The 24,218-nt window shown below is 47.6% G+C and carries 19 protein-coding genes; 6 read left to right on the top strand and 13 right to left on the bottom strand.

From position 1 onward, the window contains the following. Positions 1-7: 7 nt before the first annotated feature. The 3 genes from AB3N00_RS02015 to AB3N00_RS02005 form a co-directional block, all read right to left on the bottom strand. Entirely contained in the window at positions 8-964 is a 957-nt protein-coding gene (locus AB3N00_RS02015; protein WP_413033061.1) for an ABC transporter permease, read from the bottom strand. Between the two features lie 171 nt (positions 965-1,135). Further along, a complete protein-coding gene (locus tag AB3N00_RS02010; RefSeq protein WP_413033060.1) occupies positions 1,136-2,104 on the bottom strand; it encodes a LacI family DNA-binding transcriptional regulator in 969 nt (322 codons plus the stop codon). Positions 2,105-2,394: 290 nt separating this feature from the next. Next, entirely contained in the window at positions 2,395-3,114 is a 720-nt protein-coding gene (locus AB3N00_RS02005; protein ID WP_413033059.1) for a CPBP family intramembrane glutamic endopeptidase, read from the bottom strand. A gap of 535 nt (positions 3,115-3,649) precedes the next feature. On the opposite strand from AB3N00_RS02005, the gene AB3N00_RS02000 reads away from it, so the two are divergent. Genes AB3N00_RS02000 through AB3N00_RS01990 form a run of 3 tightly spaced genes read left to right on the top strand, consistent with a single transcriptional unit; the run spans position 3,650 to position 7,037 of the window. After that, entirely contained in the window at positions 3,650-4,480 is an 831-nt protein-coding gene (locus AB3N00_RS02000; protein WP_413035168.1) for an ABC transporter permease, read from the top strand. Positions 4,481-4,497: 17 nt separating this feature from the next. Beyond that, a complete protein-coding gene (locus tag AB3N00_RS01995) occupies positions 4,498-5,379 on the top strand; it encodes a carbohydrate ABC transporter permease (RefSeq protein ID WP_413033058.1) in 882 nt (293 codons plus the stop codon). A gap of 38 nt (positions 5,380-5,417) precedes the next feature. Next, positions 5,418-7,037 carry an extracellular solute-binding protein gene (locus AB3N00_RS01990; RefSeq protein WP_413033057.1) on the top strand — a complete coding sequence of 540 codons (1,620 nt, stop codon included), beginning with the start codon at positions 5,418-5,420 and terminating at the stop codon, positions 7,035-7,037. 517 nt (positions 7,038-7,554) lie between these two features. Here AB3N00_RS01990 and AB3N00_RS01985 read toward each other — a convergent pair. Genes AB3N00_RS01985 through AB3N00_RS01965 form a run of 5 tightly spaced genes read right to left on the bottom strand, consistent with a single transcriptional unit; the run spans position 7,555 to position 12,233 of the window. Continuing rightward, entirely contained in the window at positions 7,555-8,277 is a 723-nt protein-coding gene (locus AB3N00_RS01985) for a GntR family transcriptional regulator (protein WP_413033056.1), read from the bottom strand. A gap of 10 nt (positions 8,278-8,287) precedes the next feature. Continuing rightward, the gene (locus tag AB3N00_RS01980; RefSeq protein ID WP_413033055.1) at positions 8,288-9,301 is read right to left on the bottom strand and encodes a sugar kinase; all 1,014 of its coding nucleotides are present in this window, start codon (positions 9,299-9,301) and stop codon (positions 8,288-8,290) included. Then, positions 9,294-10,049, bottom strand: a complete 756-nt coding sequence (gene dagF, locus AB3N00_RS01975) for a 2-dehydro-3-deoxy-phosphogluconate aldolase (protein ID WP_413033054.1) — start codon at positions 10,047-10,049, stop codon at positions 9,294-9,296. Before dagF ends, AB3N00_RS01980 begins: the two co-directional genes overlap by 8 nt. After that, positions 10,046-11,155, bottom strand: a complete 1,110-nt coding sequence (locus tag AB3N00_RS01970; RefSeq protein WP_413033053.1) for a DgaE family pyridoxal phosphate-dependent ammonia lyase — start codon at positions 11,153-11,155, stop codon at positions 10,046-10,048. Before AB3N00_RS01970 ends, dagF begins: the two co-directional genes overlap by 4 nt. Continuing rightward, positions 11,133-12,233: an amidohydrolase/deacetylase family metallohydrolase gene (locus AB3N00_RS01965; RefSeq protein ID WP_413033052.1), complete on the bottom strand. Its 1,101-nt coding sequence runs from the start codon at positions 12,231-12,233 to the stop codon at positions 11,133-11,135. Before AB3N00_RS01965 ends, AB3N00_RS01970 begins: the two co-directional genes overlap by 23 nt. A 229-nt stretch (positions 12,234-12,462) precedes the next feature. Between AB3N00_RS01965 and AB3N00_RS01960 the strand changes: the two genes are divergently transcribed. Further along, positions 12,463-14,790 (top strand): helix-turn-helix domain-containing protein, encoded by a 2,328-nt coding sequence (locus tag AB3N00_RS01960; protein ID WP_413033051.1) that lies wholly within the window; start codon positions 12,463-12,465, stop codon positions 14,788-14,790. A 177-nt stretch (positions 14,791-14,967) separates the two neighbouring features. On the opposite strand, the gene AB3N00_RS01955 is transcribed toward AB3N00_RS01960, so the two are convergent. The 4 genes from AB3N00_RS01955 to AB3N00_RS01940 are packed head-to-tail and all read right to left on the bottom strand — an operon-like array spanning position 14,968 to position 19,595. After that, positions 14,968-16,026, bottom strand: coding sequence for a glycosidase (locus AB3N00_RS01955; protein WP_413033050.1), 1,059 nt, complete (start codon positions 16,024-16,026; stop codon positions 14,968-14,970). Positions 16,027-16,067: 41 nt separating this feature from the next. Next, positions 16,068-17,678 carry an extracellular solute-binding protein gene (locus tag AB3N00_RS01950; protein WP_413033049.1) on the bottom strand — a complete coding sequence of 537 codons (1,611 nt, stop codon included), beginning with the start codon at positions 17,676-17,678 and terminating at the stop codon, positions 16,068-16,070. Positions 17,679-17,716: 38 nt separating this feature from the next. Then, the gene (locus AB3N00_RS01945; protein WP_413033048.1) at positions 17,717-18,628 is read right to left on the bottom strand and encodes a carbohydrate ABC transporter permease; all 912 of its coding nucleotides are present in this window, start codon (positions 18,626-18,628) and stop codon (positions 17,717-17,719) included. Positions 18,629-18,644: 16 nt separating this feature from the next. Further along, on the bottom strand, positions 18,645-19,595 hold the full coding sequence (locus AB3N00_RS01940) for an ABC transporter permease (RefSeq protein WP_413033047.1): 951 nt from the start codon (positions 19,593-19,595) through the stop codon (positions 18,645-18,647). Between the two features lie 358 nt (positions 19,596-19,953). Here AB3N00_RS01940 and AB3N00_RS01935 point away from each other — a divergent pair, with 358 nt between their 5' ends. Both AB3N00_RS01935 and AB3N00_RS01930 read left to right on the top strand, forming a co-directional pair. After that, on the top strand, positions 19,954-20,106 hold the full coding sequence (locus tag AB3N00_RS01935; protein ID WP_413033046.1) for a hypothetical protein: 153 nt from the start codon (positions 19,954-19,956) through the stop codon (positions 20,104-20,106). A gap of 59 nt (positions 20,107-20,165) precedes the next feature. Then, positions 20,166-21,446 (top strand): glycoside hydrolase family 125 protein, encoded by a 1,281-nt coding sequence (locus AB3N00_RS01930; RefSeq protein WP_413033045.1) that lies wholly within the window; start codon positions 20,166-20,168, stop codon positions 21,444-21,446. Between the two features lie 141 nt (positions 21,447-21,587). Here AB3N00_RS01930 and helD read toward each other — a convergent pair whose 3' ends face one another. Next, a complete protein-coding gene (helD, locus tag AB3N00_RS01925; RefSeq protein WP_413033044.1) occupies positions 21,588-24,017 on the bottom strand; it encodes an RNA polymerase recycling motor HelD in 2,430 nt (809 codons plus the stop codon). Between the last annotated feature and the right edge of the window lie 201 nt (positions 24,018-24,218).

Genomic DNA, 24,218 nt, shown 5'->3' with positions numbered 1-24,218 from the left:
CTCTCCTTTACCAAAGGCTGGTTTCCGTCAATCTTTTGGCAATTCGGTTGACGGTGACAATCAGGATAATATTGATCACGGAATTGAACAGTCCAACTGCCGTGGAAAAACTGTATTGTGCTTTCTGAATCCCCATTTCATAAACATAGGTCGGAAGAATGTTGGAAGTAGCGTAGTTCAAATCGTTTTGCATTAGGAATGCCTTCTCAAAACCAATGCTCATGATGTTTCCTAGAGCGAGAATCAGCAAAATTACGATCGTCGGTAAAATACTTGGAATATCCACGTACCATACTCGTTTCCATTTACTCGCACCATCCATAATTGCTGCTTCGTGAAGTTCGGGATTGACTCCCGCTAAAGCAGCCAGGTAAATAATGGTGGCGAAACCGGTCTCTTGCCAAATCCCTGACAATATGTACAAGGGTCGAAACCATCCCTCGTCCGCCATGAAGAGAACAGGGTCACCGCCAAGCCAGGTGATCATGTGATTCACCAAACCGCTGTTGGGCGATAAAAAAACATGGAGCATACCTACGAGTACTACCGTAGAAATAAAATGCGGAGCATAAATGACGGTCTGGATAAATTTCTTATACCGCTTGCCTAACATCTGATTCAGCATGATCGCAATGATAATCGGAACCGGGAAACCGAATAGGAGTGACAGGAAGCTAAGCGTTAGCGTATTTGATATGATGGACCAGAAGTTATAGGAATCAAAAAAATCAATGAAATGCTGAAAACCTACCCAATCGCTCCCCCATATTCCCTGACTTGGTGAGAAGTCCTTGAATGCAATTTGTACCCCGTACATTGGGTAGTACTTGAATACGGCATAAATAATGATGATTGGCAGCAGAAACAGATACAGTTCATAGTCACGTTTGAGCCGTGCCCACGTTTTACGTTTCACTTGGCTTCCGGGTTGATAGCTCGCGGAGTCTTTTGGATTCACCCTCATATGTCCTCTCTTTGTTGATATATTGAAACGTTTCCAATTTTAATTGAAACGTTTCCAACTTAAAGTTAAAAAACATCCCCTGCAGCATATCCATCTACTAATCAGATAACTGAATTGGGGTCTTACTTTGATCGCTAGAGGAGATAACCGCTAACGATCAATTATTATGAGTTAAGTAGTCTCACCCTGTCTGAAATGTACAGGCAAGCGATATACTTCCTTCTCCAAAGTTACTCCTTCGAATTTTTTATAAAGAAGTCTGATTGTCGTACGTGCCATCTCCTCGACAGGTTGCCTAATGGTGGACAATATCGGATGGAAATAGGGATGATCCTGAATCCCGTCATACCCGATGACCTTAACATCTTCCGGAACGCGATAACCCATCCTTCCTGCCCTGTCAATGTAGTTGGCAGCCAGTAAGTCGGTAATAGCGAAAATCCCATCCACATCGGGATGCGTTTTGAAAAACTCGTCAAAGTAAGCATCGTCGTCCATAATGGGATCTGGCTTTTCATAGATCACATAGTCGACTTTCATTTCCTCAGCCTCGTCAACGAACCCTTTTCTGCGATTCATGGTTTCACTAAAGACGGAAGTGACGCTTCCCAAAAAGGCCGGTTTTCGGGCACCTGCCTTAACCAGTTCCCTTAAAGCTAGACGTCCTCCTTCATAATTGTCAGACGTCACACAGGTGATTTTCTTGTTAAAGTGTCTGTCAATACTTACAATCGGGATGTTATTCCTCACACTGCTTTCAATATCGTTGTAAGTAATACCGACTATGCCAGCCACTTTGTTTTGCCGAAGCATATCCAGATAATAGAGTTCCTTTTCCGGCTTGCCTCCGCTATTGCACAGCATAAGCTTGAAGCCTTCGAGATCTAATTCATCTTCAATGTAATAAGCCAGTTCAGAAAAGAAAGGGTTCCATATACTGGGGAGGAGCAATGCCACTGTCTTTGATTTTTGCATTTTAAAATTACGAGCGATTTCATTAGGATAATAATTCAACTCTTTTATGGCCTTCTCTACTTTTTTGCGTGTATCAGGCTTTACGGCTCCCGAGTTGTTAATGACGCGTGAGACGGTTCCAACAGCTACGCCAGCTAGACTGGCTACATCTTTAATACTTGACATCTAACCCCCCACTTAGCTCTGTTATGAAAATCATAATAACATCAAGTTGGAAACGTTTCAATATTTATTTTGAGAGCGATACCAAAATTAGAACACCAGCAATCCAATAAAGATTTAACAATCTTGTTTACGTCTGACCATGCGACTTATGTGAGGTATCCAAAAGGTTTAATGCACAACTTTTATACTTTTATACAATTTCATCATGAAATCGGAAACCAACCATGTATTATTCATTTTCGGGTAATCGGTACAAGCTGCTGCCATCAAACCCATAGTGGACCGAACACCTATTCCAAAAACAAGGCACTGAAAATAACGACATCCTGCAAGAAATGAATCGTCAGTGCCCAGAAGAAACCTTTCGTTTCTAACATTGATTTGGCCAAAAACCATCCGATAAAAGCAGCCATCAATACGCCTAGTACCCCGCCTGGATTTCCAAAATAATGAACAACACCAAAGATCGCCGCTGCTAATCCTTGCGCTACGTACGGAGAGAGACCATATCTGCTAACTACGGCAACGAATGAAAATCGAAAGATAATTTCTTCTGAAAAAGCATTCATGAGCGCAAAAACAAGGATCAGTATAACCCCTGGATATAATTTCAGGCTCACGTTTCCCCCATGAACCACTTGAAAGTAGATGACAACAGCCGTTACCAACGTAATCACGATCGCAAAGTTTAGACCCAAGTTTTTCCACGTCTCTGTTTCTTTTGGTTTAATGCCGATCCACGGTTCAGGCCGAATTTTCCCATCTCGCTTTGTAAGGTTTAAATACGCCAATCCATCTTTACCTGCCACCCCATATACAATACCAATCACAATAACAGCCAATAACAACACCGTAACTTGATAACTAATCTCTAGATTGTATATAGCCCTTTCGAATATTTCTAATGCGAGGAGCGGACTGCTTCTAAACCATAGCAAGAGAGGTGCACAAGCAATCACCACGATCGTGATCAGAAGAAGAGAAACCAGGTTGATTCGTTTTTTATTCATCTTTACGCCCCCGACTATACCTTGATATAAGAAATTGAATAACGTACTAATCGTTTGGTTTTGAATTTCTTACCTCCTTCTCCTTTCCACTCCCCACTTTTTTTGAAATCTCATTAGGTACAGCAGCCTTACGAGATTTTTAAGCAATCGGCTTATTTTAGTAAATAAGTATTAACGCCCGAGAGCTCTCATGTTAATCCAATGTAAAATGCTAGTATGTATTTTTTAAGATTGTAATGCTTTTCTTAGGAAAGATGATAGATTTCGTAAATTTCGAAAGAAATGGTTGCGATCCAAAGAACGGTGAATACCACATTTCAATAAGCTCTTGTAAGGTGTGACCTGTAAGTGTCCATTAGCAAACAAACTTGCAGTTCGAAAAAGAGAGGGTGTTGGTATTGGGAAGGATGAAATGATGGGTAACCAAATAGCGGTGAAAAAAGAACGTTTCAAATGGAAGCAAAAAAATAGTCTGAAGTCATGGACAAAAAACTGGGAACTTTATTTGTTATTTCTGCCTGTAGTCGCCTACTTTATGATCTTTCATTATATTCCGATGTACGGAGTACAAATTGCATTCAAGGACTTTATTGCCAACAAAGGGATCGTCGGCAGCCCATGGGTAGGTTTTGAGCATTTTGAGCGATTCTTCGACAGCTTTTATTTTTGGCGGATTATTAGCAATACCCTGGGTATCGGGATATATGAACTGATTGTCGGTTTTCCGATTCCTATCATTCTCGCACTTATGATTCATGAGCTGCGGACGGGGAAATTCCGCAAATTTGTTCAGACAGTAACGTATATGCCTCATTTCTTATCAACCATTGTTATGGTAGGTATCATTATGATGTTTCTGTCTCCTGTATCAGGGCTTGTGAATGTGGTGATCACCCTGTTTGGCGGTGAATCGATCGGCTTTATGACTGAGCCTGGATGGTTCAAAAGCATTTATGTATGGTCAGGCGTATGGCAGACGATGGGTTGGAGCTCCATTATTTATATTGCGGCTTTAGCCGGGATCGATCCCCAGCTCCACGAAGCAGCAAGGGTAGACGGAGCTTCGAGATTAAAAAGAATATGGCATATTAATATCCCAGGCATTGCTCCAACAATTATCGTTCTGCTTATTTTGAACATGGGCTCAATTCTTGGAGTTGGCTTTGAAAAAGTGTTTCTTATGCAAAACAACCTGAACATGGAAAGCTCAGACGTGATCTCGACAAACGTATATCGCAGCGGAATCCTCGGTGCACAGTACAGTTACTCGGCCGCGGTTGGTCTATTCAATTCCATGGTCAACTTCATTATGTTAATAATTGTTAACCGGATTGCGAGAAAGGTAAGCTCAAGCAGTCTGTGGTAGAAAGGAGGGATAGGATTATGGCGGAAAGCCCCGCAGACCGTTTTGTCATGAGATCCATCTACATTCTGCTCGGGATCATTTCTCTCATTGTCCTGTATCCAATTTACTTCGTCATGATTGCTTCGATCAGCAATCCGGAGGATGTCATGCTTGGAAACGTGTGGCTGTGGCCGACAGATCTTTCTTTCGTCGGATATGAGCGAATTTTCGAAAATAACGAGCTGATGAAAGGTTACCTTAATACAATTTTATACACTTTCTTTGGAACAGCGCTTAATGTAGTGATGACTATAGCAGCAGCCTATCCGCTGTCTCGTCAAGATTTCAAGGGAAGAAACGTATTCACAATGATGATTGTGTTTACGATGTTCTTCAGCGGAGGCATGATTCCGACTTACCTGCTTATTAAAGATTTAGGTTTGCTCGATACCTATTGGGTAATGATCCTCCCTACTGCGGTTTCGGTATGGAATATTCTCATTATGCGAACGTTCTTTCAGAACTCGATTCCGAAAGAATTACAGGAGGCTGCATTTCTGGACGGCTGTTCAAACATGAAGCTGCTCATACGGATTATTCTTCCCTTATCCGGGCCTGTACTCGCTGTTATGGTGCTGTTTTATGCAGTCGGACACTGGAACAGTTATTTCAACGCATTGATCTATCTATCCGACAGGGACAAGTATCCGCTGCAGCTCTTTTTACGAGAAATTCTGATTCAGGATCAAATGCAGAACATGGTGGATCTCGGCAGTGATACCTTTTCCAGAAGCCTGATGGAGGTTGAGGCTATCAAATATGCAGCAGTGATTGTAACCAATCTGCCCATGCTTCTTTTGTATCCTTTCCTTCAGAAATATTTCATTAAAGGCGTGATGATCGGTGCGATTAAAGGCTAAATAATGTAATTTACTATAAATTGAGGAGTGAAATAGGTATGTGGAAAAAATGGGGAAGTCTTTCGTTGTCGTTAGTTATTGCAGCCAGCTTAATGGCAGGCTGTAGTTCCGGAGCTGATAAAACAGCCGACAAAGCTAGCACTCCGGAAGCAGCATCTAGCCTGAACGAGACAGGTATGCCTATCGTTAATGAGAAGATAACACTCGACTTTTTTACAGGGAAATGGAATGGAAACAGCAGTAATTATGATGACGTATTCGTGTGGAAAAAGTATCAGGAATTATCTAATATCGACGTAAATTTTAATCTCGTTCCTTTTGAGTCCTTAACGGAAAAACGAAATCTTGCACTGGCAGGCGGCGATTATCCCGATGTATTTTATTCAGCAAGAGTAGGTTCTGCAGAGCTGACCCGTTACGGTCCTCAAGGCATATTTATCCCACTGAATGACCTGATTGATCAGTACGCTCCTAACTTTAAGAAGTTGATGGAGGAAAATCCGGATATTCGCAAGGGACTGACGATGCCGGACGGCAATATTTACTCCCTCCCTTCCGTCTATGATCCGAACTTCTTATCTATGTTGATCGGTACACCACTTTGGGTCAATGAAGACTGGCTGAAGCAGCTGAAAATGGAGGAGCCCAAAACCATCGATGAATTTTACAATTACCTTAAGGCAGTTAAAGAAACCGATTTAAACGGAAACGGAAAAAATGATGAAATTCCGTACGGAGGCACTGGAATTACCTCAATCATTGATCAGATCAAAGGGGCTTGGGGGCTTGGAACTAAGGGCCTCGGCCACAAATTCGTTGATGTTGATCCAGACACGAATGAATTGCGTTTTACCAAGACTCTCCCGGAATATAAAGAAATGCTGCAGTTTATGAATAAACTCTACACTGAGGGGCTAATCGACAAGGAAATATTTACGATTGAGAGCGGTGCATTAAACGCCAAAGGACAGGGAGATTTGCTGGGTTCGACGATTGTTCCGAATCCGGACACTGTGATGGGCAAAGATAATTTCATCGGTCTTGGTGCGCTGGAAGGTCCACATGGAGATAAATTGTATTCGCATGTAAAAGTTCCTATGGTACACGTTGGTGCGTTTGCTATTACGGATAAAAATGAGCATCCTGAAGCGACCATCCGCTGGATGGATCACTTCTATGGCCAGGAAGGAGCTACGTTCTTCTTCATGGGAGAAGAAGGAACCACGTATAACAAGAATGCGGATGGAGATCTGGAATATATTAAAGAAATCACAAACAATCCAGATGGACTGACGATGGACCAGGCACTTACGAAATATTTTACCTGGACAGGCGGAAGCTACCCGGGTTATGTGAAGGGGGAATATTTCAAAGGCTCTGAGACCTTGCCGAATTCAATGGAAGCTGCTAAAAAAGCTGAACCAAATGCGGTTGAGGATATCTGGTTCAACTTCAACTTTACCAATGAAGAGACAGAATTCATGTCTTCCGTCGGTAAAGACATTCAGGATTATATCGGTGAAATGGAAGCCAAATTCGTTAATGGCAGCGCATCGTTTGATCAATGGGACGATTACGTGAGCACTATTGAGAAAATGGGCCTTGAGGAATATATGAACATCTACAAGACTGCTTATGAGCGCTACAATGCCAGCTAATTCACGCTACGATAGGGTTAGGCAGAAAAATTGATTTAATTAACATTGCATACCATCCACTTTGCGGGTGGTGTCAGCGTCACTGGCATCACCCCATTTATTGCCGCTTGGACCGGATCGGGACAAGTGGCTTTTTTGTTTTCGATCTTTTAAGAAGGTTCTTTAACATCCTTGATTTTGCATGGAACGGCAGCATCATGTGGATACTTATATAATCCGCAATCACCGCCCGCAGCGGTCTCTCATCTCCTCAACTACATCATCATTCATCTACCAAAGTAATTGACGCTTTATCTTATTTTTCGGTTGATCATTTTTTACCCCTTCCTCCATTACGTCAACCTGTCCCTCAAGCATAATGTAAAAGCAGCATAGCGTAGTGACCAGCTGATAAAGGAACTTTAATTGGAATTATTTCTCCTACGCATAAAAAAATCCCGCTGCAAGCAGCGAGAGTCTGAGAATAACGGTATCCACCTTGTTTTCTTATAGACATCCATCCGTCCTAACGCTGACTTCAGGTGTCGTAACTGACCAGATAATGTTGGAGCTCCGTGTTATAACAGCCGATACTGTGTTCAATCAGTCTGCCTTCCCCGTCAAAGGAGTTACGCAGGCGCTTAAGCACATGTGTCCCCGGGGGAAGCTCCAGCAGCTGGCATACCTCATGAGGTGCTGACTCTACAAAGAAACGGTCCTTGAAATTCTCCAGCACGATGTCGTTCTCCTCCAGTGAGTCATACAGTGACTGGATGTCTGCCTCCATTTCTTCCGTGCCTCCGCCGGGCAGTGCAGCTGCAGCCAAGAAGTGTATCAGATGAATATACGGCTGTCCGTTTAGGATGTAGAGCCGTTCAATCCGCTGGCAATACGGCCCGTAGCGGTCATAATCCTCCGTTCCGGTATCATTGATGACTAACCTGGAATTCAGCAGTCTCTTTTCCAGCTTATGGCCCTCTTCTACGAGCAGCTCTGTAAACCGTTTGCCCTTAGAGAGCTTCTGATAGGAGGTATTGCGCATCACAATTGTTCCGACACCGCTTTTCTTCTGCACATAGCCTTCATGGGACAGTTCCTGGACCGCGCCGCGGACCGTCATTTTACTGACGCCGAATTCTTTCTCCAGCTGCTGCTCGGATGGGATGATGCTCCCGAGAGGATATACCCCATGCAGAATCCGGTCTTTGAGAATTTTCTGAATTTGTTGATATAAAGGACCTTGCTTGCGTTTCAGTGACACTCGCTGTTCACTACCTTTCAACATCTAAGGTATGGTCTGACAACACCCGGAGCACCTCGCTCTCGGTAAAAAGCGCTGTATCACCTTGAGTGGTATGGGCCAGCATCGCTGCCGCCGATGCCATATTAACCGTCTGCTGATGTGGGTATTGCTGCAATTCCCCATGGATGACGGCGCTGGCAAACATATCGCCGGCACCAATCCGGTCATACACCGGGAAGGTCAGCTTGCGGGAAAACACGAACGTACCTTGATGATAGATATATCCTGTCAGGGAATGCGTGTTGTCAGCGTTAATCTCACGATGGGTTCCCGCTGTCATTCCGATTTGGAAGCGTTCCGCCACTTCGGGAATCGCTTGCTTCAACTGCGTTATTCTATCATATTCTCCGGTTCCAATGCCAAGTATATACTGCGCATCCTTCTCGTTCATCAGCACCAGGTCCGCCAGCTCCAACACTTCCTCATAATGCGGGCGGGCCTTGGCATAGCCATCCGTCCCCCATAACACAGGACGATAATTGCAGTCAAAAGCAATCTTGCCACCGGCACTTTTCACTTCTGCAGCAAGCTGTTTCATCTGCTTGCGCACACCTTCATTCATAGCCAGCGTAATGCCGCACAAATGAAGAACATCGACCTTGGCGGCAAGCGCTCCCATATCATAATTGCTTGCCTCCGCGGTATTGAAGCTGCTGCCCAGCCGGTCTGTGTAGGTGACTCTGCCGCGGCGAGCTCCAAAGCCATTCTCCAAAAAGTACATCCCCAGCTGCTTGCCGCCTCGGCTGATTAGTGAGGTATCCACGCCAAGTTTGCGCAGATAAGCGATAGCCGCTTCGCCCACCGGAGTTTCCGGCAAGGTGGTAATTAGCGCACCGTGATGGCCGTATCTGGCCAGTGCAGCTGTTACATTCACCCCGCTGCCGGAAAAAGAATACTCCAGCCTGTTGCTCTGCACCAGTGTTTCATAGCCCGGAACCTGCAGCCGCATCATCACTTCACCAAAAGCAGCAATCCTAGGCATACTGGTCCACCAACGATTTCATTGTTTCGAGCAGTCTACGGACATCCTGTACGTTCGTACTTCCGGTCTGCGGCTCAATAATGGAGGAATAGACATGCGGAATAACCTGCGGCACGCCTGCCTGAAGAGCAATCTCCAGAATGGGTCCGAAGTTATCCAGGTCAATTCCGCCCGTAGGCTCCAGAGCAAACCCTGCTTCCCCGCAGGCCTCGGCAACCGCACGGTACTCCTCCTCCAGCTTCAGTCCCTGCATCGGATAATACTTGAGCGCATTGCCGCCCATATCACGAACCAATGCAATGGCGGCATGAACCGGAACAATAGCCTGCGAAGTGGTCCCTGAACTGACGGGTCCGGTCGATATATTTACATAGCCCGGCTTCCCGCATGGAGAGACCAGGCTGTTAATCCAGCTGTCCTTAGCTCCCAGATTGGCGCGGGTCGCCCCTACTGAAGGAAATACCTGATTGATATGGCTTCCCGGATAACTTGCGGCAATCTCCGCTACAACTGCCGCCTGGCGGTTGTCTCCAGCCCCAAGCCCGATGGATACGGCATCTCGAATAGCCTGACCATATTCAGTCATGGCGGCTACCGCTTCTTCCGCCGTAGCATAATTTTTGGAGAGCACACCTACCAGTACATATCCTTCCGCAGCTTCGTACACATCTTTAGCGTTCCCGATACTGCCGGCCAGTACATTAAGTGCCGCCCGGTTCTTATACAGACGCTGCCGAATATTACTCATGCTTGTTCGCCCCCCACGATTTCATGTATTCTGCTGACGATAACCTGAAGATCATCACCTTGCAGAGACCTTGGATCAATATCGAAATAACCCTGCTTGACGCCATAGTCCCGGGTATATACCGCAATTACGCCTTCACGCAGCTGGTCATTGACATTCTTTGCATCCATCCCTGCAACAGAGGAATCAATCTGGATACGCCCGCGGAAAATCCTTCTGCCAGCTTCATCCTGCACGATGCGGACCGAAACACCAGGAAGCCCGGCCAGCGGCTGAAGAGCCTCCAGCGCCAGCTTCTCCCGCTCGCTGTGATCGGCTTTGTCCTGGTATTCATCCAAGGCCTGAAGCAGTCCGAAGGTAGTCTCTTTGCCGACCTTCATGCTGCGGCCGATCCCGTGCAGCTGCACTTTCAACCACTCGACGTATTTCTTTTTGCCAGCGACGATACCGGAGGTAGGGCCTTCAATAGCTTTCGATCCGCTGAAAATCGCCAAATCCGAATATTGGACATATTTGTGCAGATCCTCTTCCGCAGCCGCATCAACAATCAGTGGGACCCCTTGACGCTGTGCCACCTCCCAGGCTTCTTCGACAGAAATCATGTTCTTCTGGACGGCGTGATGGGATTTGACGTAGAGAATGGCTGCAGTGCGATCACCGATGGCCTGTTCGATATGCTCTTTGCGGCCTTCATTGGCGTATCCTACTTCCACTACCCGGCCACCGCCAAGGAATACCATGGTTTCGACAGGAGCTCCATACTGCACATTATGGCCTTTTAGCATGATAATTTCATTCTTCAATACCGGCTCCTGGTGCAGGCGAAGGCTCAGCCGCGGATCTCCGGCGGTCACAATGGCTGCCACCGACAGCGCTATGCCGCTGGATGCCGAGTTCACAACAATCGCACCTTCGGAACCAAGCAGGCGTGCAATATATTCTCCGGATTTGTCCACAAGATCCGCAATTTCCACATACTGCTGTCCGCCCTGCTTCATCGCCTCCATGACCGAATCCGTAGGTGCGGAAACGCCAAGGATGCTCATTCTTCCACTGGCATTAATAACACGCTTCAATCCATATCTAGCCTGTAATGAGTGACCCATTAGCAAAGACTCCTTTAGCCTCAATATAGTGTTTCGCGACCCGGACATTACCTTCCGAGTCCATAAGCTGCTTCTCGCCTGCTTCCAGGGCAAACAAAGTCAGGTTCGCCTGCTGCCCCACCCTAATCTGCCCGAGCTCCGGCTTGCCGAGCCACTCCGCTGCACTGCTTGTCACAGCGCGGATCACCTCTTCCAGACTGTAGCCGAGAACCAGAAATTTTGTCAGCACATTCGACATACTGTACACCGGCCCGTTCAGACGGTTGCCCCGGTAAATATCCGTGCTAATTGTATTCAGCGCAATGCCTGCCGCCTTCGCCTGTTCTGCAATCCGGAAGGAGAAGCTCGCTGTGCCATGCCCCACATCCAGATGAACTCCCCGTGCAGCTGCATCCAGCAGTCCTTGCAGCGGTGTGCCGTCCGCATGGAACAGATTGTTGGGCTTGCCGTTAAGGTAATGGGTGATCACATCGCCAGGCTGTAACAGCTCCAGCACTTCGGAGACAAGGGGCGGAGCGGAACCGATGTGCACCATGAGCGGAAGCTTTGTTTCTTCCGACAATGTGCGTGCCAGCTTGAGCGGCTCTATGCCGCTGTCTTTGACGACACTTTGGCTTATGCGGGCTTTCAGACCAACGATGAAATCAGGATAAGCCGCTGCCGCCTCAAGTGCCTTAGCCCGGTCAATCCATTCCAGTTGCGACAGTTCATCTGTCCGTTCGAGCCCGATCCTTGAGATATTCAACAGAGCAAATACCCGTGTATCAGCCTTCAACCTCGCGATATACAAAGTCCCGATCCGGTCTGCACCGCAGCTACCAGCATCCACCAGCGTCGTTACCCCCTGCTTCACACCAATTTCGTCGATCTCATCGCCATAAGGATCAAGCTCCGGCACGGCATGCACATGCAGATCAATCCATCCGCTGGACACATATAAACCAGAACAGTCTAGACCGATCTCTCCTTCAGCCTGGCCTGACGGTGCAATGGAGGTGATAACCCCGTCCTGAATGGCGATATCAACAATCCGCCCGTCAACAAGCTGCAAATTGCGCAGCACATTCTCTGTGCCCACTCATCCCATCTCCTTCTTCAACCTCGATATACAGGCGAAATTCAAAAATCAATAATGACATGATATGAAACCTGTACATCCTTATGTTTTTAAAAATAAACCTGATGTGCTGCTTCATTTCAAAGATTATAATGTTATAATGTTTATACTAGCACAAGTGTAATCCAGAAGAGAACAGTTAATTCCAAGATTTTTAAACCGAATATGTTAACACAGGAGGGAAAGCTTCATGGCAAATCCGGCACTCAAGCCATCCTTACTCAACAGATTCAGGCTCAGCTGGAATCATTTCAAATCAAGGCTTCTTCTAAAATATGCGTTTTCCTACATCCTCATCTTTCTTATCCCTCTGACCGGTGTAACCATTTTCGTTTACGAAAACGCTGTCAAAGGCCTTCGTGTAGAAATTGAACAATCCAATGTCAATCAGCTTAACCAGGTGAAGAACACCATAGATACCCGTATGAATGAGCTTCAGGAAATAGCAGGGAGAATCGCCTATGACAAACATCTGACCCCCTATATGGTACGCGATCCCTACTACAGCCTGGAGGCGATTCAGGCGCTGGCGAATTACAAAGCCAGCAGCAGCATTACAGAGGATCTGCTTCTTTATTTCCATAACGATTCCAACATCTATTCTTACCGCGGATCAGCTGATCTTCATGTCACCTTCGATACTCTCTATCAGTTCGAGCGCTGGACCCCGGAAGAATTACAGCGGGACTTGAATGAAACCCGGCAGCCCCTGGTGCGTCCCGCTGAGAATGTGACGGTAAATTCCCGCGTGGAGCCGATGCTCGTCATGCTTGTACCCGTTAAACCGAATGACCCGTATCCATATGGAACCGTTGTCTATTTAATGAAAGAATCCAATCTTACCGGGGTTATGGATTCGATCTTGAGTGACTTCTCGGGGAGCAGCTATATTTTCGGTCCCACCGGAGAGGTGTTGACCGCGAACAGCCATAACGTCAACCTTCCCCAGGACGAGCTTGAACATTTATCCAGACTTGAGCCTGGTATTCATAATCTGGAGCTGGACGGGGAACAACATTCCGTCGTTTCTGTACAATCTGAAGAAAATGGCTGGACCTATGTGACCACGATGCCAAGCTTCCAGTTCTTCAGCCGTGTCGCCCATGTCCAGACCCTGATTCTGATCGTCTTCTGTATAACGGTCATTACCGGCATAGCCGCCGCACTGCTGCTGGCCAAACGGCAGTACCATCCGATCAGGGATCTGATGGAATTCGCCAAGCTGAAAGGCAGCGGTAATGATACTCCCAAACTCCGCAATGAATGGGAATGGATCCGGCAGACTCTCCACGATTACAGTGCCAGAATTGATCTTCAGGAGCCCTTCGTCCGCAATCAGTGCATGCTGCTGCTGCTCAAACACGGCAAGCCGGATGATCCTGAGATTGAGCAGATGATCTTCAGCACCGGCTTCAGATATCCTCAGGGACAAGGCCTCTATTTCTCAGCAATCCTTTCCTGGGATGACACTGTGCGGGTCGGCAAGTCCTGGCAGGAGCGCCATCTGCTGCAGGAAATACTCAGCAATGTATGTCTGCCCGGTCTAAGTGCTCAGATCTTCGGTGTGGAATTCTCGGTCAAAGACCAGTTTGCCTTGATCATTTCACTTCCCGGCGATGCGGACATGCCCGTCCAGAACCAGATGGAACAGGTTATTGAAGCCATTCAAGCGGTAATCCGCGAGCACTCGCAGTTGTCTCTAAGTATCGGTGTCGGCATGGCCTACAGGGACCTGGCTCTCCTTAACCAATCCTTCATTGAAGCTGCTGCAGCTCTGGAGCACCGGATGATCCGGCGCAGCGGGCAGGTGACCTACTTCGAGCAGCTTACAGAGCTGAACCCTGCCGCTACCGAGAGCTTCTGGATTCCGCGCAAATCCATGCTGAAGCTGGAGCAGAGCCTGAAGCAGGGCAACGAATCGGTAGCCGTCCAGATGATTGCCGATACTATGGATACGATCCAAGACGAGCCGCTGCAGGTTCATCTGCTGCGCTGCATCTGCTTCGATCTGCTGAACGCTTTTCTGCGCACCGCCTCCGAGCTTGGCATGGAAAGAGTGTTCGCTAATATTTCGGAACTGACCTCCTTCGAAACGCTTGAAGAGCTTGAGAGCCGTCTGCTCTCTCTGGCCTCTGACATCTGCGCGCAGGTCGAGCGGAATACGGAGACGAGCGAGTCTTCATTGATGGATGACATTCTGGCATACGTGGATGAGAAGTTTGCTGATTACACACTCAGCCTGGAGCATGTGGCGCTTAAGTTTGCCATTTCAACCTCTTATTTAAGCCGGAGCTTCAAAGAGAAGACCGGCATCAATTTCTCACAATATATCTGGCAGCTGCGTGTGAATGAGGTCATCCGGCTGCTGGAGAACACTACCGCACCGCTCAAAGAAATTATCGAGCAGGTCGGTTACTTGGATACGCCGAATTTCATCCGCAAGTTCAAAAAAGAAATCGGTCTGACACCGGGGCAGTACCGCAAGGAATATGCCTTAAAGGGGGCTGCTGCGAAATAGACCGTTTTAAGTTTGCGGAGCTTCCGCCTTTTCTGAAGAGATAGTTTATATGTTTGATTCCCACACAAAGTACCTGAATAACATTCAAGTGGAAACTGCTTTGACGTCCTTTTTGTAGGACGGTATCATTTCAACGAGAAATAGAAGAATAATTTACAGCACGAAGCAAATAAATTCTTAATTTGAAGCCAATGAGGCTTCACTTTGTGGGGTGTCTTGCTGCTGCGCTTCCTGGAGGATATGCTCTACCAGTTCATCCAGTGGAACAGTGGCGAGCGCAATCGCCGTATCCGTTACCCCGTAATAGATATAGAGCAGTCCGTCTTTGACCACATTTCCCGTCGGGAAGATGACATTCGGAATCTGGAACCCAAATTTCTCGTAATACGTCTCCGGCTCCATAATGAAATGATGTGTCCGGGCAATGATTTTCTCTGGCTGTTCCAAATCCAGCAGCATGGCCCCCACACGGTAGACAATCTCTTCATCAACGCCGTGATAGAGCACCAGCCAGCCCTTATCTGTACGTATCGGAGGCGTAGAGCCTCCGATTTTTCGCGATTCCCAGGACAGATTTCCGGCAGCAGCAAGCAGCTTGGGCTCTTCCCAGTTCACAAGATCCTCGGAGTAGGTAATCCACATGGCTGCCTTATCCGTTCCGTAGGCTTCTCCCACATATTCCTCGGGCCGGCGCAGCAGCACGAATTTGCCGCCTATTTTCTCGGGGAACAGAATGTTGTCCCGGTCATTGATATCAAGAGGCGTCGTGTCCGCCACAAACTCCCAATCCAGCAGATTATCCGATTTCAGAATGGATGACCGGGTCAGCCAATGCCCCTCCTCTTCCCCCCACCCGTCCGGATATTCCGGAATAGAGCGCAGGGGGACGCCTGCCCCGGTAGGATAATAACTTATAGCACAGGGACGTAGGGCATAGTTCAGATAAAAGGTACCGTCGATTTTGACAATCCGCGGGTCCTGTACACTGCCGTAAGGGAATCCCAGCATATCGGGTGTCACAATCGGCTCATCCTTCACGTGGGAAAAGTTCACGCCGTCATCACTTTCCAGCAGACCCAGGTAATTTTTGCATGGAGTCAGGGAACCGGCGGTGCGCTCTATCATATAAAATTTGCCGTTGTCGATGATGACCGCCGGGTTGAAGACCGTAACCTTACGCCATTCATAGCCGCCCGGGACGACAATAGGATTATTCGGATGTCTCGTGATTTGCATGTCTTTCCCTCCTGTGATTAATGTTCGTGGTATAGGCTGAATTAGTTGGATTTCCAGCGGTCATAGGCTGCCTGGTTGATTTCAGCCACACGCTCTCCGCCCATTTTCTTGACGGTCGCCACATAATTGTCCCAACCCGTAAGCGGCTCGGCACCGGTGATAAACTTCGCTTCCATCTGTTTCACATATGTGCTCAAATCAGAATTCAAGCTGCTGATTTCGGTCTGCTCTTCCACGGTGAAGAACAGAGTCGGGAACGGAATTCGTGCGCCTTTATCGAGAAGCTTCTGCTGGGTTTCCTGCTCTACCCAGAGGTCAAAGTCTGTCTTCAGTCCCTTATTGATATCATCCATGGACAAGGTTGGAGCAGGAATGCCGTAGTTAGGCGTCAGAGTTGCCCGGTAATCTTCCATTTCCTTGCCTTCCGGTACCGGCAAGTACTTCTTGACCCGGTTCTCTTTATCGGTGTATTCCCAGAGAATGCCTTCCGGCCCTTTATTGAAGAACATGGCGCCTTCATAGGAATAGAGATAATCCACCCAGCGCATGGAGGCTTCCGGCGCCGGATTGTTCTGCGTTATGGCAAAGGCGCCGGTTGTAATCCCTTTGTTCTTGGCAATCGCAGGAGCAGCAACCGATTCACTGCGGACAGGTGCAAACATCGGATCTGCTGTAGAAGGCTCTCCGCCTTTGGTCATGTAGGCATGCCAGTCGGAGAAGAGGGCGACCTGGTTATTCTGCGCTTTGGCCTTCTTTTGCTCTGCCGTCTGCGAGAAGCTCTCATGATCCAGCAGGTCTTCAGACCACAAGCGGTTCATATAGGTCAGATATTGCTTATAGCCTTCTTCAAGCGGTGTATAATGCACCTTGTCCTCATCGTCTACATAAATTTCCTCTTCATATATGCCGAAGGCGCCAAGCAGCCAGGTGCGGATATCGCGGAGGTTGGCTGCGGGTGTTGTCACCGAGGAAATCGGAATTTCATCGGCTATGCCATTGCCGTTCGGATCTTCCTCCTTCACACGCTTCAGGTAGGTATACAGCTCTTCTGTCGTTTCGGGGAGCTTCTCTATATTCAGCGCCTTCAGGAATTCCCCGTTATACCACATCGGATTGCGGTACCAGTGCTGGCTGAATTCCACTACCGGCAAGGAATAGATATGCCCGTCCGGTGCTGTAATCGATTTGCGGACATCCGGATTCTCTTCCAGCAGCGCCTTGAAGTTCGGAGCGTATTCATCGATCAGATCCTCCAGAGGAATGAGGATACCCTGCTCTCCGTAATTCATCTGCTCTGCAGTCGTCAAACCGGCAGCATAGAGGATATCTGGGTAATCTCCGCTGGCGAGCACCAGATTCTTCTTTGTCTCGAAGCTGTCCTTCGGTGCATTTTTATATTCCAGCGTAATGCCGGTCTTCTTCTCCATCTGCTGGAGCACCGCCATGTTCTCCCAGTTCTGAATCCCTACATCGGGCGCCATAAGCGTCAGGGTAACGGATTCATTGACAATTGGAAAACCTTCTTTATTCACAGCGACCTCTCCGGTACTGTTATTCGCAGCACCTTCGTTTGAATTGCTGCACCCTGCCAGCAGTGTAAGAATTAGAGCCGAAGACAGCAGAAGCTTCCATGGTTTGCGTGTGGTCTGCATAAATGATTCCTCCCTTGTTATCATTACATTGTAAACGTTTAGCCTTTAACAGAGCCAATCATGACCCCTTGGACAAAGTAACGCTGCAGGAACGGATAGACCGCCACGATGGGCAGTGTGGAGACAACAATGACTCCATATTTGATCAGTGATGCCGTTTCCGCCTTATTATTCATGGCGGTCGCCACCTCGCTGTTGATCGAAGCGCCCGTGGTTTCGGCCGACATTTCCTGAAGGACAAGGATCTGGCGCAGAACCATCTGCAGCGGATACTTGGAATCATCATTTAAATAGATGAGAGAAGGGAAATAGCTGTTCCAGTGGCCAACTCCATAGAACAAGGCCATAACGGCTATAATCGGTGCCGACAGCGGCAGAATAATGCGGATGAACAGCTTCAGATTCGTACAACCGTCAATGTGCGCCGCTTCCTGCAGTTCTTTCGGAATGGTCGTCTGAAAAAAGGTGCGTGCCACGACGATATTCCAGACCGAAGCGGCCACCGGCAGAATCAATGCCCACATGCTGTTAATGAGTCCAAGGTTCTTGACCAGCAAATACGTCGGCACGAGTCCGCCGCTGAAGAACATCGTGAACAAAATGAGGCCCATGAACAGCTGACGCCCGACAAAATCAGATCTGCTGAGCGCATACGAAGCCGGCAAAGTAACGGCGAGATTGACCAGAGTTCCTACCACCGTGTAAATAATTGTGTTCCAGTAGCCATTCCATATCTTCGGATTATCAAAAACAAGCTTATAGCCGTCCAGTGTTACATTCTTCGGGAATAGCCACATGGCTCCCGAATTGACGTCCTGCGGCGAACTTATTGAAGCGCTGAGAATATAGATCAGCGGATAGAGAACAACCAGGAGTGCAAGGACCAAATAAATATAGGTGCTGATTAGAAACAGCTTGTCCCCCTTGGATTCTTTCATCGCAGTAACCAAAGACTTCAACTCCTTTCTACCAGAGACTGTTCTCACTGGTGCGTTTGGCAATCTGGTTGACAGTAACAAGCAGAATAACGTTGACTACCGAGTTGAACAATCCGACAGCCGTTGAGAAACTATATTGGGCGTTCACCAGGCCGGCGCGGTATACATAGGTGGAAATTACATCGGAAGCCTCCATATTAAGCGAATTCTGCAGCAGCAGAATCTTTTCGAAGCCAACGCCCAGTATATTACCCATATTCAAGATCAGCATGATCGTAATGGTGGGCACTATCGTCGGCAGATTGATATACAGCATCCGTTTAAATCGGCTTGCTCCATCCATAATAGCCGCTTCATGCAGCTGAGGATCTACGCCTGACAGAGCCGCGAGATAAATAATGGTTCCCCACCCGGTGCTCTGCCAGACGCCCGAGAAGACATACACCGTCTTGAACCAGGCCGGATCCGTCAGAAACTCCGCTGGTTGAAGGCCCAGAAACTCGATGAACCTGACAATCATTCCGCTCGAGGGTGATAAAAAGGTAATGATCATTCCTGCCATAACAACGACAGAAATGAAATGCGGCGCATAGGTTACCGTCTGGACCGATTTCTTGAACGGACCGTTGCGGACCTCATTGAATGCCAGCGCGAGAATGATCGGAAGCGGAAACCCGATGGCAAGTTCATAGAAGCTGATACTGAAAGTGTTCCAGAGCAAATCCCAGAAAAAATAGGAATTGAAGAATCGTTCAAAATGGTCAAAACCAACCCATTCGCTGCCTGCAATTCCTTTCGAAGGTACGAAATTTTTAAAAGCAATCTGAATGCCGTACATCGGACCGTAATGAAAAACGAGAAAATACAACATTACGGGAAGCATGAACAGATAGAGCTCCCAATTTTTCCAGATTCTTTTGCCTAGGGATTTGTTCTTCAATGAAGGTTTTACGGATACTGCCGCATGACTCCCCTTCATTCTCCCACTCCTCTCTATGTTAGTTTTCGTTACATAAATTCATGTAGCTGCCTCGCATTCTTGTTGATCCCTTTCATGCTAGCGCTTACAACTCAAAGTGTAGTGAAACAAAGCTGACACAGTAAATATGTAGGTTGTGCATTGTCATGTTAAGTGAGTGCAAAACCGCGCTGCTGCGGTACTTTTCGGCATACCCTGCTATCGGTGGCTGTAGCTGGAGCATAGCTGCAATATGTGAATTATGAACCTCATTTCACCCTGCAAAAGTTACATATTGTGATCACCGGGCAGGTATGCAAACATTTGCTACGAATGCCAAGGTTAAAACATGGACTGGTGATATTAGGAGGTTTCTGTTATGAATCGTACAACTGCTTACCTGATCTCTCCCACACCCCTTGGGACTGGAAATGGTACAGCTGTACATGCCAGTGAAACTCTGGAACGGCGGAAACATGCGGAAATATTGGATGAGGGAATTCTCCGCAGCTCCGTCGGCAAAGTCCAATAGTCACCTATGCCCTGTAAGCAGCACAACCTTAACCTTAACTATGTAGGAGGAATTAGATTATGAACATGCCAGCTTCCATTACCGCGTATCTTGCTGAAGCCGATGAACGGCTCGCGCATCACCCGAAATTGCAGCAGCTGTTCCGCAACTGCTTCCCGAATACGCTGGAGACAACAACTAAGCTGCTTGAAGACGGTACTACCTTCGTATTCACCGGGGATATCCCGGCCATGTGGCTGCGCGATTCTACGGAGCAGGTACGCCACTACATTCCGTTTGCCAAAAACGATCCTGAGCTTCAGCGGATTCTCCGCGGCCTAATCGCCCGGCAGATGTTCTATGTCAACATTGATCCATACACGAATGCCTTCAATGAAACGGCAAGCGACAAGCATTACCGGGCTACGGATGATTGCAATTTGAACCCGTGGATGTGGGAGCGCAAATACGAGCTGGATTCCCTCTGCTTCGTCGTACAGCTGGCTTATATGTACTGGAAGGAAGCGGAACAGACTAATATTTTTGATCCCGCCTGCTACCAAGCGCTAACCTCCATCGTGAACGTGATTGAAACGGAGCAGTATCACGGGGAGAAATCGCCCTACCATTTCATCCGGCAGACGCTTCAGGATACGGAGACTTTGTACAATAACGGACGCGGCATGCCTGTCAACTACACCGGCATGAGTTGGTCGGGCTTCCGCCCAAGCGATGACAGCTGTGAGTTCGGTTATAACATTCCATCCAATATGTTCGCTGTGGTGATTCTGGACTATATCCGCGAGATCGCAAGCGTAATCTATGAGGACGAAAGACTGGCGGCCCGGGCTGCGAAGCTTCGCAAGGAAATTGACTTCGGCATCCGCACTTACGGAATTGTGAATCATCCGAAATATGGCAGAATCTACGCTTACGAAACGGATGGATACGGTAATTATTCACTGATGGACGATGCCGGTACACCGGGACTGATGTCTATTCCTTATATTGGTTATGTAGGTGTGGAGGATGAAATTTATCAGAACACCCGCCGGTTTGCTCTCAGCTTCGACAACCCCTTTTACTTCGAGGGTAAACATGCCAAAGGCATTGGTAGTCCACATACGCCGGGAGGTTATGTGTGGCACATGGCTCTATCCATGCAGGCGCTGAGAGCAGATAATGATGAGGAGATCAAAGAATTAATTGATATGCTTGTCCGGACCGATGCGGATACCGGATATATGCACGAAGGCTTTCACCCGGATGACCCCTCCGATTTTTCACGCGAGTGGTTCGCCTGGTCCAACAGCCTGTTCGCTACGCTGATCGGCAAAGCGATGGACAAAGGAATTGTCTAATCTCTGCTGAGCCTTTAAAATCGCAATCATTCCTTCGGTAATCGGTACAAGCACTGTATCCCTCTACATCCTTTCATATGATCTGTAAAAAATAGCCTTGGCTGATTAACAACCAAGGCTAACATGCTTCTTATTTTCTGCTCATCGAGCTGTGTGAGGCGAAATTTCATATAAATTAACAGGTAATGCCTGCACGAACGGCGACCAATCACCAGTCGTATAGAGATGAAGCCGGTGCATCGCCCGCGTACATGCGGTATATAACAGCTTGCGTTCATTGTCCAACCCGTAAGCTTCTGGTGAAGCATCGTAAACCAGGACTGCATCGAATTCGACACCTTTGGCGAGATAGACGGGAATGACCATCACTCCTTTTTCAAAGTTCATCGTCTCTTTGGTAATGAGCTGCAGCATATCGTTTCCTTGACTTCGTAACGATTCATAGGCCTCGCGGCTTTCGGTGGCGGTCTTCGTAATGATGGCGATGGATTCAAGGCCCTTGCCCCTTAGTGCAGCGATGTCTGCCAGAATTTGCGAATCACGGTTCTCTCTGCTGTCCAATTTGGTCAGAAGGGGTTTAGGCCCTTTGCGATCAAACGGTACAATATCCTCGCCGTCCGCAAGCATCGATTTTGTAAATTCAACGATTTCTCTAGTCGAACGATAGCTGCGTAAAAGGCAGAACAGACTTGTGTCGGCTTCCCCAAAAAGGCGGACCAGCGGCGAATTGTCCCCAGCCAAACTTGTAGACTGCATGAAGATCGCTTGCCCGAAATCTCCGAGCACCGTCATTTGGGCACGAGGAAACAATTTTTTCAAATATTCATATTGAAACGACGAATAATCTTGACCCTCATCTACGAAAACATACCGAATATCCGTGTTCGTCCGGACACCTTCAATCAATTCTTTTACATACAAATACGGGGTCGCATCCTCATGAAATAACTCGTTTCGATCCAACATTTCCTTGGTCTGCCTGCAGATCTCTGACCATAACCCCGGAACGCCAGCTCCATTCGTTTTCTCCTGAAATGCTGCCTCGTCGACAAATAATTGGCCATATATGCCTTTGACATCTACAAAAGAGAACTTCTTCACACTTTTCCTTAAGGGTTTAAAGTATTCTTTGACAATCCCTCGGCGGAGCAGCTCCTCCTCTCTCTGAGTGAAATCAAAGTCGCCTTCATCCCCTCGTGGCTGGGTCTTATTATTCTTAAGAATTGCCGCATATCGTTCCGCAACGTCAAATACTTCTTTCTCCTTATGCAGTATCCCAAAAGCCTCGACGTACTGCTCGGTATCCAAATAATTCAACTCTTCCTGTACCCAAGGGGCCTCCCGTTCCAGACGTTCCAGCGAGGCAAGTTCATTCAGCAGCCATTCCTGCAAGAGAACAACGCGATTGATTAGCGGCAGGGTATCGTCGTACCCGTAAAATTTTGCATTCATCCGCTCGGCCGTAATTAAATCGCGTCCCTGTATCCGAATCCCAGTGAATCGCATGCCTTCCCGTCCCAACCATAGTCCATAGTTCTGCAGTGCCTGCAAGAAAGTCTCGGACGTTTTATACCCGATCCCCTGAAGACGAGCCTCATACCCCGGTGTTCCGTGTGCAGTCAGGACATATTCAATCTGGTCAAAGGCATCCTCCGGCCGTAAGGTGGATTCCAGCCAATAGTCCAAATATTCTTGAAACGTTGTCTGCTGCATATTCTCTTCACCGAGTTCCGGAAGGACGGTAGAGATATAGCTACTAAACATCGGATTTGGCGAAAAAAGAACAATTTGATCCGCCTTGATGGTCTGACGGTGTTTGTACAGCAAGTATGCCACCCTCTGCAAAGCTGCAGAAGTTTTACCACTTCCTGCAGCTCCCTGCACGATAAGCATTCGACTTTTGTCATTGCGGATGATGGCGTTTTGTTCCTTCTGGATCGTTGCCACGATGCTCTTCATTTGCGAGTCTGCACCGTTACCAAGCACTTGCTGCAGCAAATCGTCTCCGATCGTTTCACTCGCGTCGAACATGTTGCAAATTTTCCCGTTTTGAATCTGGAACTGCCGTTTAAGCTCCATCTTCCCTTCGATTGTTCCGGATGGGGTGACATAAGAAGCCGGTCCGGGAGAGGAGTCGTAATACAGACTAGCAATGGGGGTACGCCAGTCATAGATCAGAAAACTCAAGCCGTCCTCGTCGACGAAGGAAGATACGCCGATGTAGATCTGCTCCCTGAGGCTGATTCCCTTCTCCTGGAAGTCAATGCGTCCGAAATAAGGAGATGGGAGCAGACGTTTCATGCTTTTCCATTGCTGCATCAAACGCTGGTGGCCACGCTCCCTTTCAGCCAATACTGCAGACTGTTGGTTAATCGTATAGAAAGACTCTTCGAAATCTTCGTTGGTACTTGTGTTCATCGTAACTTCTTCCCAAAACCGCTTGCGGATGTCCGTAGCCTGATCATGCAGTCCGGCAACTTCCGGCTCCAGTTCAGAGATCCTCACCTGCAGTTTGTTTTTGACCAATTCCAGCCGTTCGTGTTCTTGTTGCCAACTCTTCGTTTCCACCATTTTTAAGCCACTCCTTTTTCCATTTTTCGGGTCAAAAAAGAGCATTGACAAATCCAATTCCCAGATGTATACTAAGAGTAGGAATAATGAATAATACATATCCGGATTACATTTCTCAATGACGCTATCGATTATATCACAGCGTTTTTTTGCGTTCAATTTATTTTTTTGTCAAAAATGACCCATGAATTATCAGGGGTC

Origin of the sequence: Paenibacillus xylanilyticus (assembly GCF_047246825.1) — a bacterium.
Taxonomy (GTDB): Bacteria; Bacillota; Bacilli; order Paenibacillales; family Paenibacillaceae; genus Paenibacillus; species Paenibacillus xylanilyticus_B.
Note: the sequence above shows the minus strand (reverse complement) of the source record. Positions and strands in the feature narration are given on the sequence as shown.

What these genes read in the sequence shown, in the direction of transcription:
- AB3N00_RS01960 (WP_413033051.1), top strand. Translation starts at nt 12,463, where the DNA reads ATGGCAAATCCGGCACTCAAGCCATCCTTACTCAACAGATTCAGGCTC.
- AB3N00_RS01980 (WP_413033055.1), bottom strand. Translation starts at nt 9,301, where the DNA reads ATGCCTAGGATTGCTGCTTTTGGTGAAGTGATGATGCGGCTGCAGGTT.
- AB3N00_RS02010 (WP_413033060.1), bottom strand. Translation starts at nt 2,104, where the DNA reads ATGTCAAGTATTAAAGATGTAGCCAGTCTAGCTGGCGTAGCTGTTGGA.
- helD (WP_413033044.1), bottom strand. Translation starts at nt 24,017, where the DNA reads ATGGTGGAAACGAAGAGTTGGCAACAAGAACACGAACGGCTGGAATTG.
- AB3N00_RS02015 (WP_413033061.1), bottom strand. Translation starts at nt 964, where the DNA reads ATGAGGGTGAATCCAAAAGACTCCGCGAGCTATCAACCCGGAAGCCAA.
- AB3N00_RS01990 (WP_413033057.1), top strand. Translation starts at nt 5,418, where the DNA reads ATGTGGAAAAAATGGGGAAGTCTTTCGTTGTCGTTAGTTATTGCAGCC.
- dagF (WP_413033054.1), bottom strand. Translation starts at nt 10,049, where the DNA reads ATGAGTAATATTCGGCAGCGTCTGTATAAGAACCGGGCGGCACTTAAT.
- AB3N00_RS01955 (WP_413033050.1), bottom strand. Translation starts at nt 16,026, where the DNA reads ATGCAAATCACGAGACATCCGAATAATCCTATTGTCGTCCCGGGCGGC.
- AB3N00_RS01970 (WP_413033053.1), bottom strand. Translation starts at nt 11,155, where the DNA reads ATGGGTCACTCATTACAGGCTAGATATGGATTGAAGCGTGTTATTAAT.
- AB3N00_RS01950 (WP_413033049.1), bottom strand. Translation starts at nt 17,678, where the DNA reads ATGCAGACCACACGCAAACCATGGAAGCTTCTGCTGTCTTCGGCTCTA.
- AB3N00_RS01935 (WP_413033046.1), top strand. Translation starts at nt 19,954, where the DNA reads ATGAATCGTACAACTGCTTACCTGATCTCTCCCACACCCCTTGGGACT.
- AB3N00_RS02005 (WP_413033059.1), bottom strand. Translation starts at nt 3,114, where the DNA reads ATGAATAAAAAACGAATCAACCTGGTTTCTCTTCTTCTGATCACGATC.
- AB3N00_RS02000 (WP_413035168.1), top strand. Translation starts at nt 3,650, where the DNA reads ATGATCTTTCATTATATTCCGATGTACGGAGTACAAATTGCATTCAAG.
- AB3N00_RS01930 (WP_413033045.1), top strand. Translation starts at nt 20,166, where the DNA reads ATGAACATGCCAGCTTCCATTACCGCGTATCTTGCTGAAGCCGATGAA.
- AB3N00_RS01940 (WP_413033047.1), bottom strand. Translation starts at nt 19,595, where the DNA reads ATGAAGGGGAGTCATGCGGCAGTATCCGTAAAACCTTCATTGAAGAAC.
- AB3N00_RS01995 (WP_413033058.1), top strand. Translation starts at nt 4,498, where the DNA reads ATGGCGGAAAGCCCCGCAGACCGTTTTGTCATGAGATCCATCTACATT.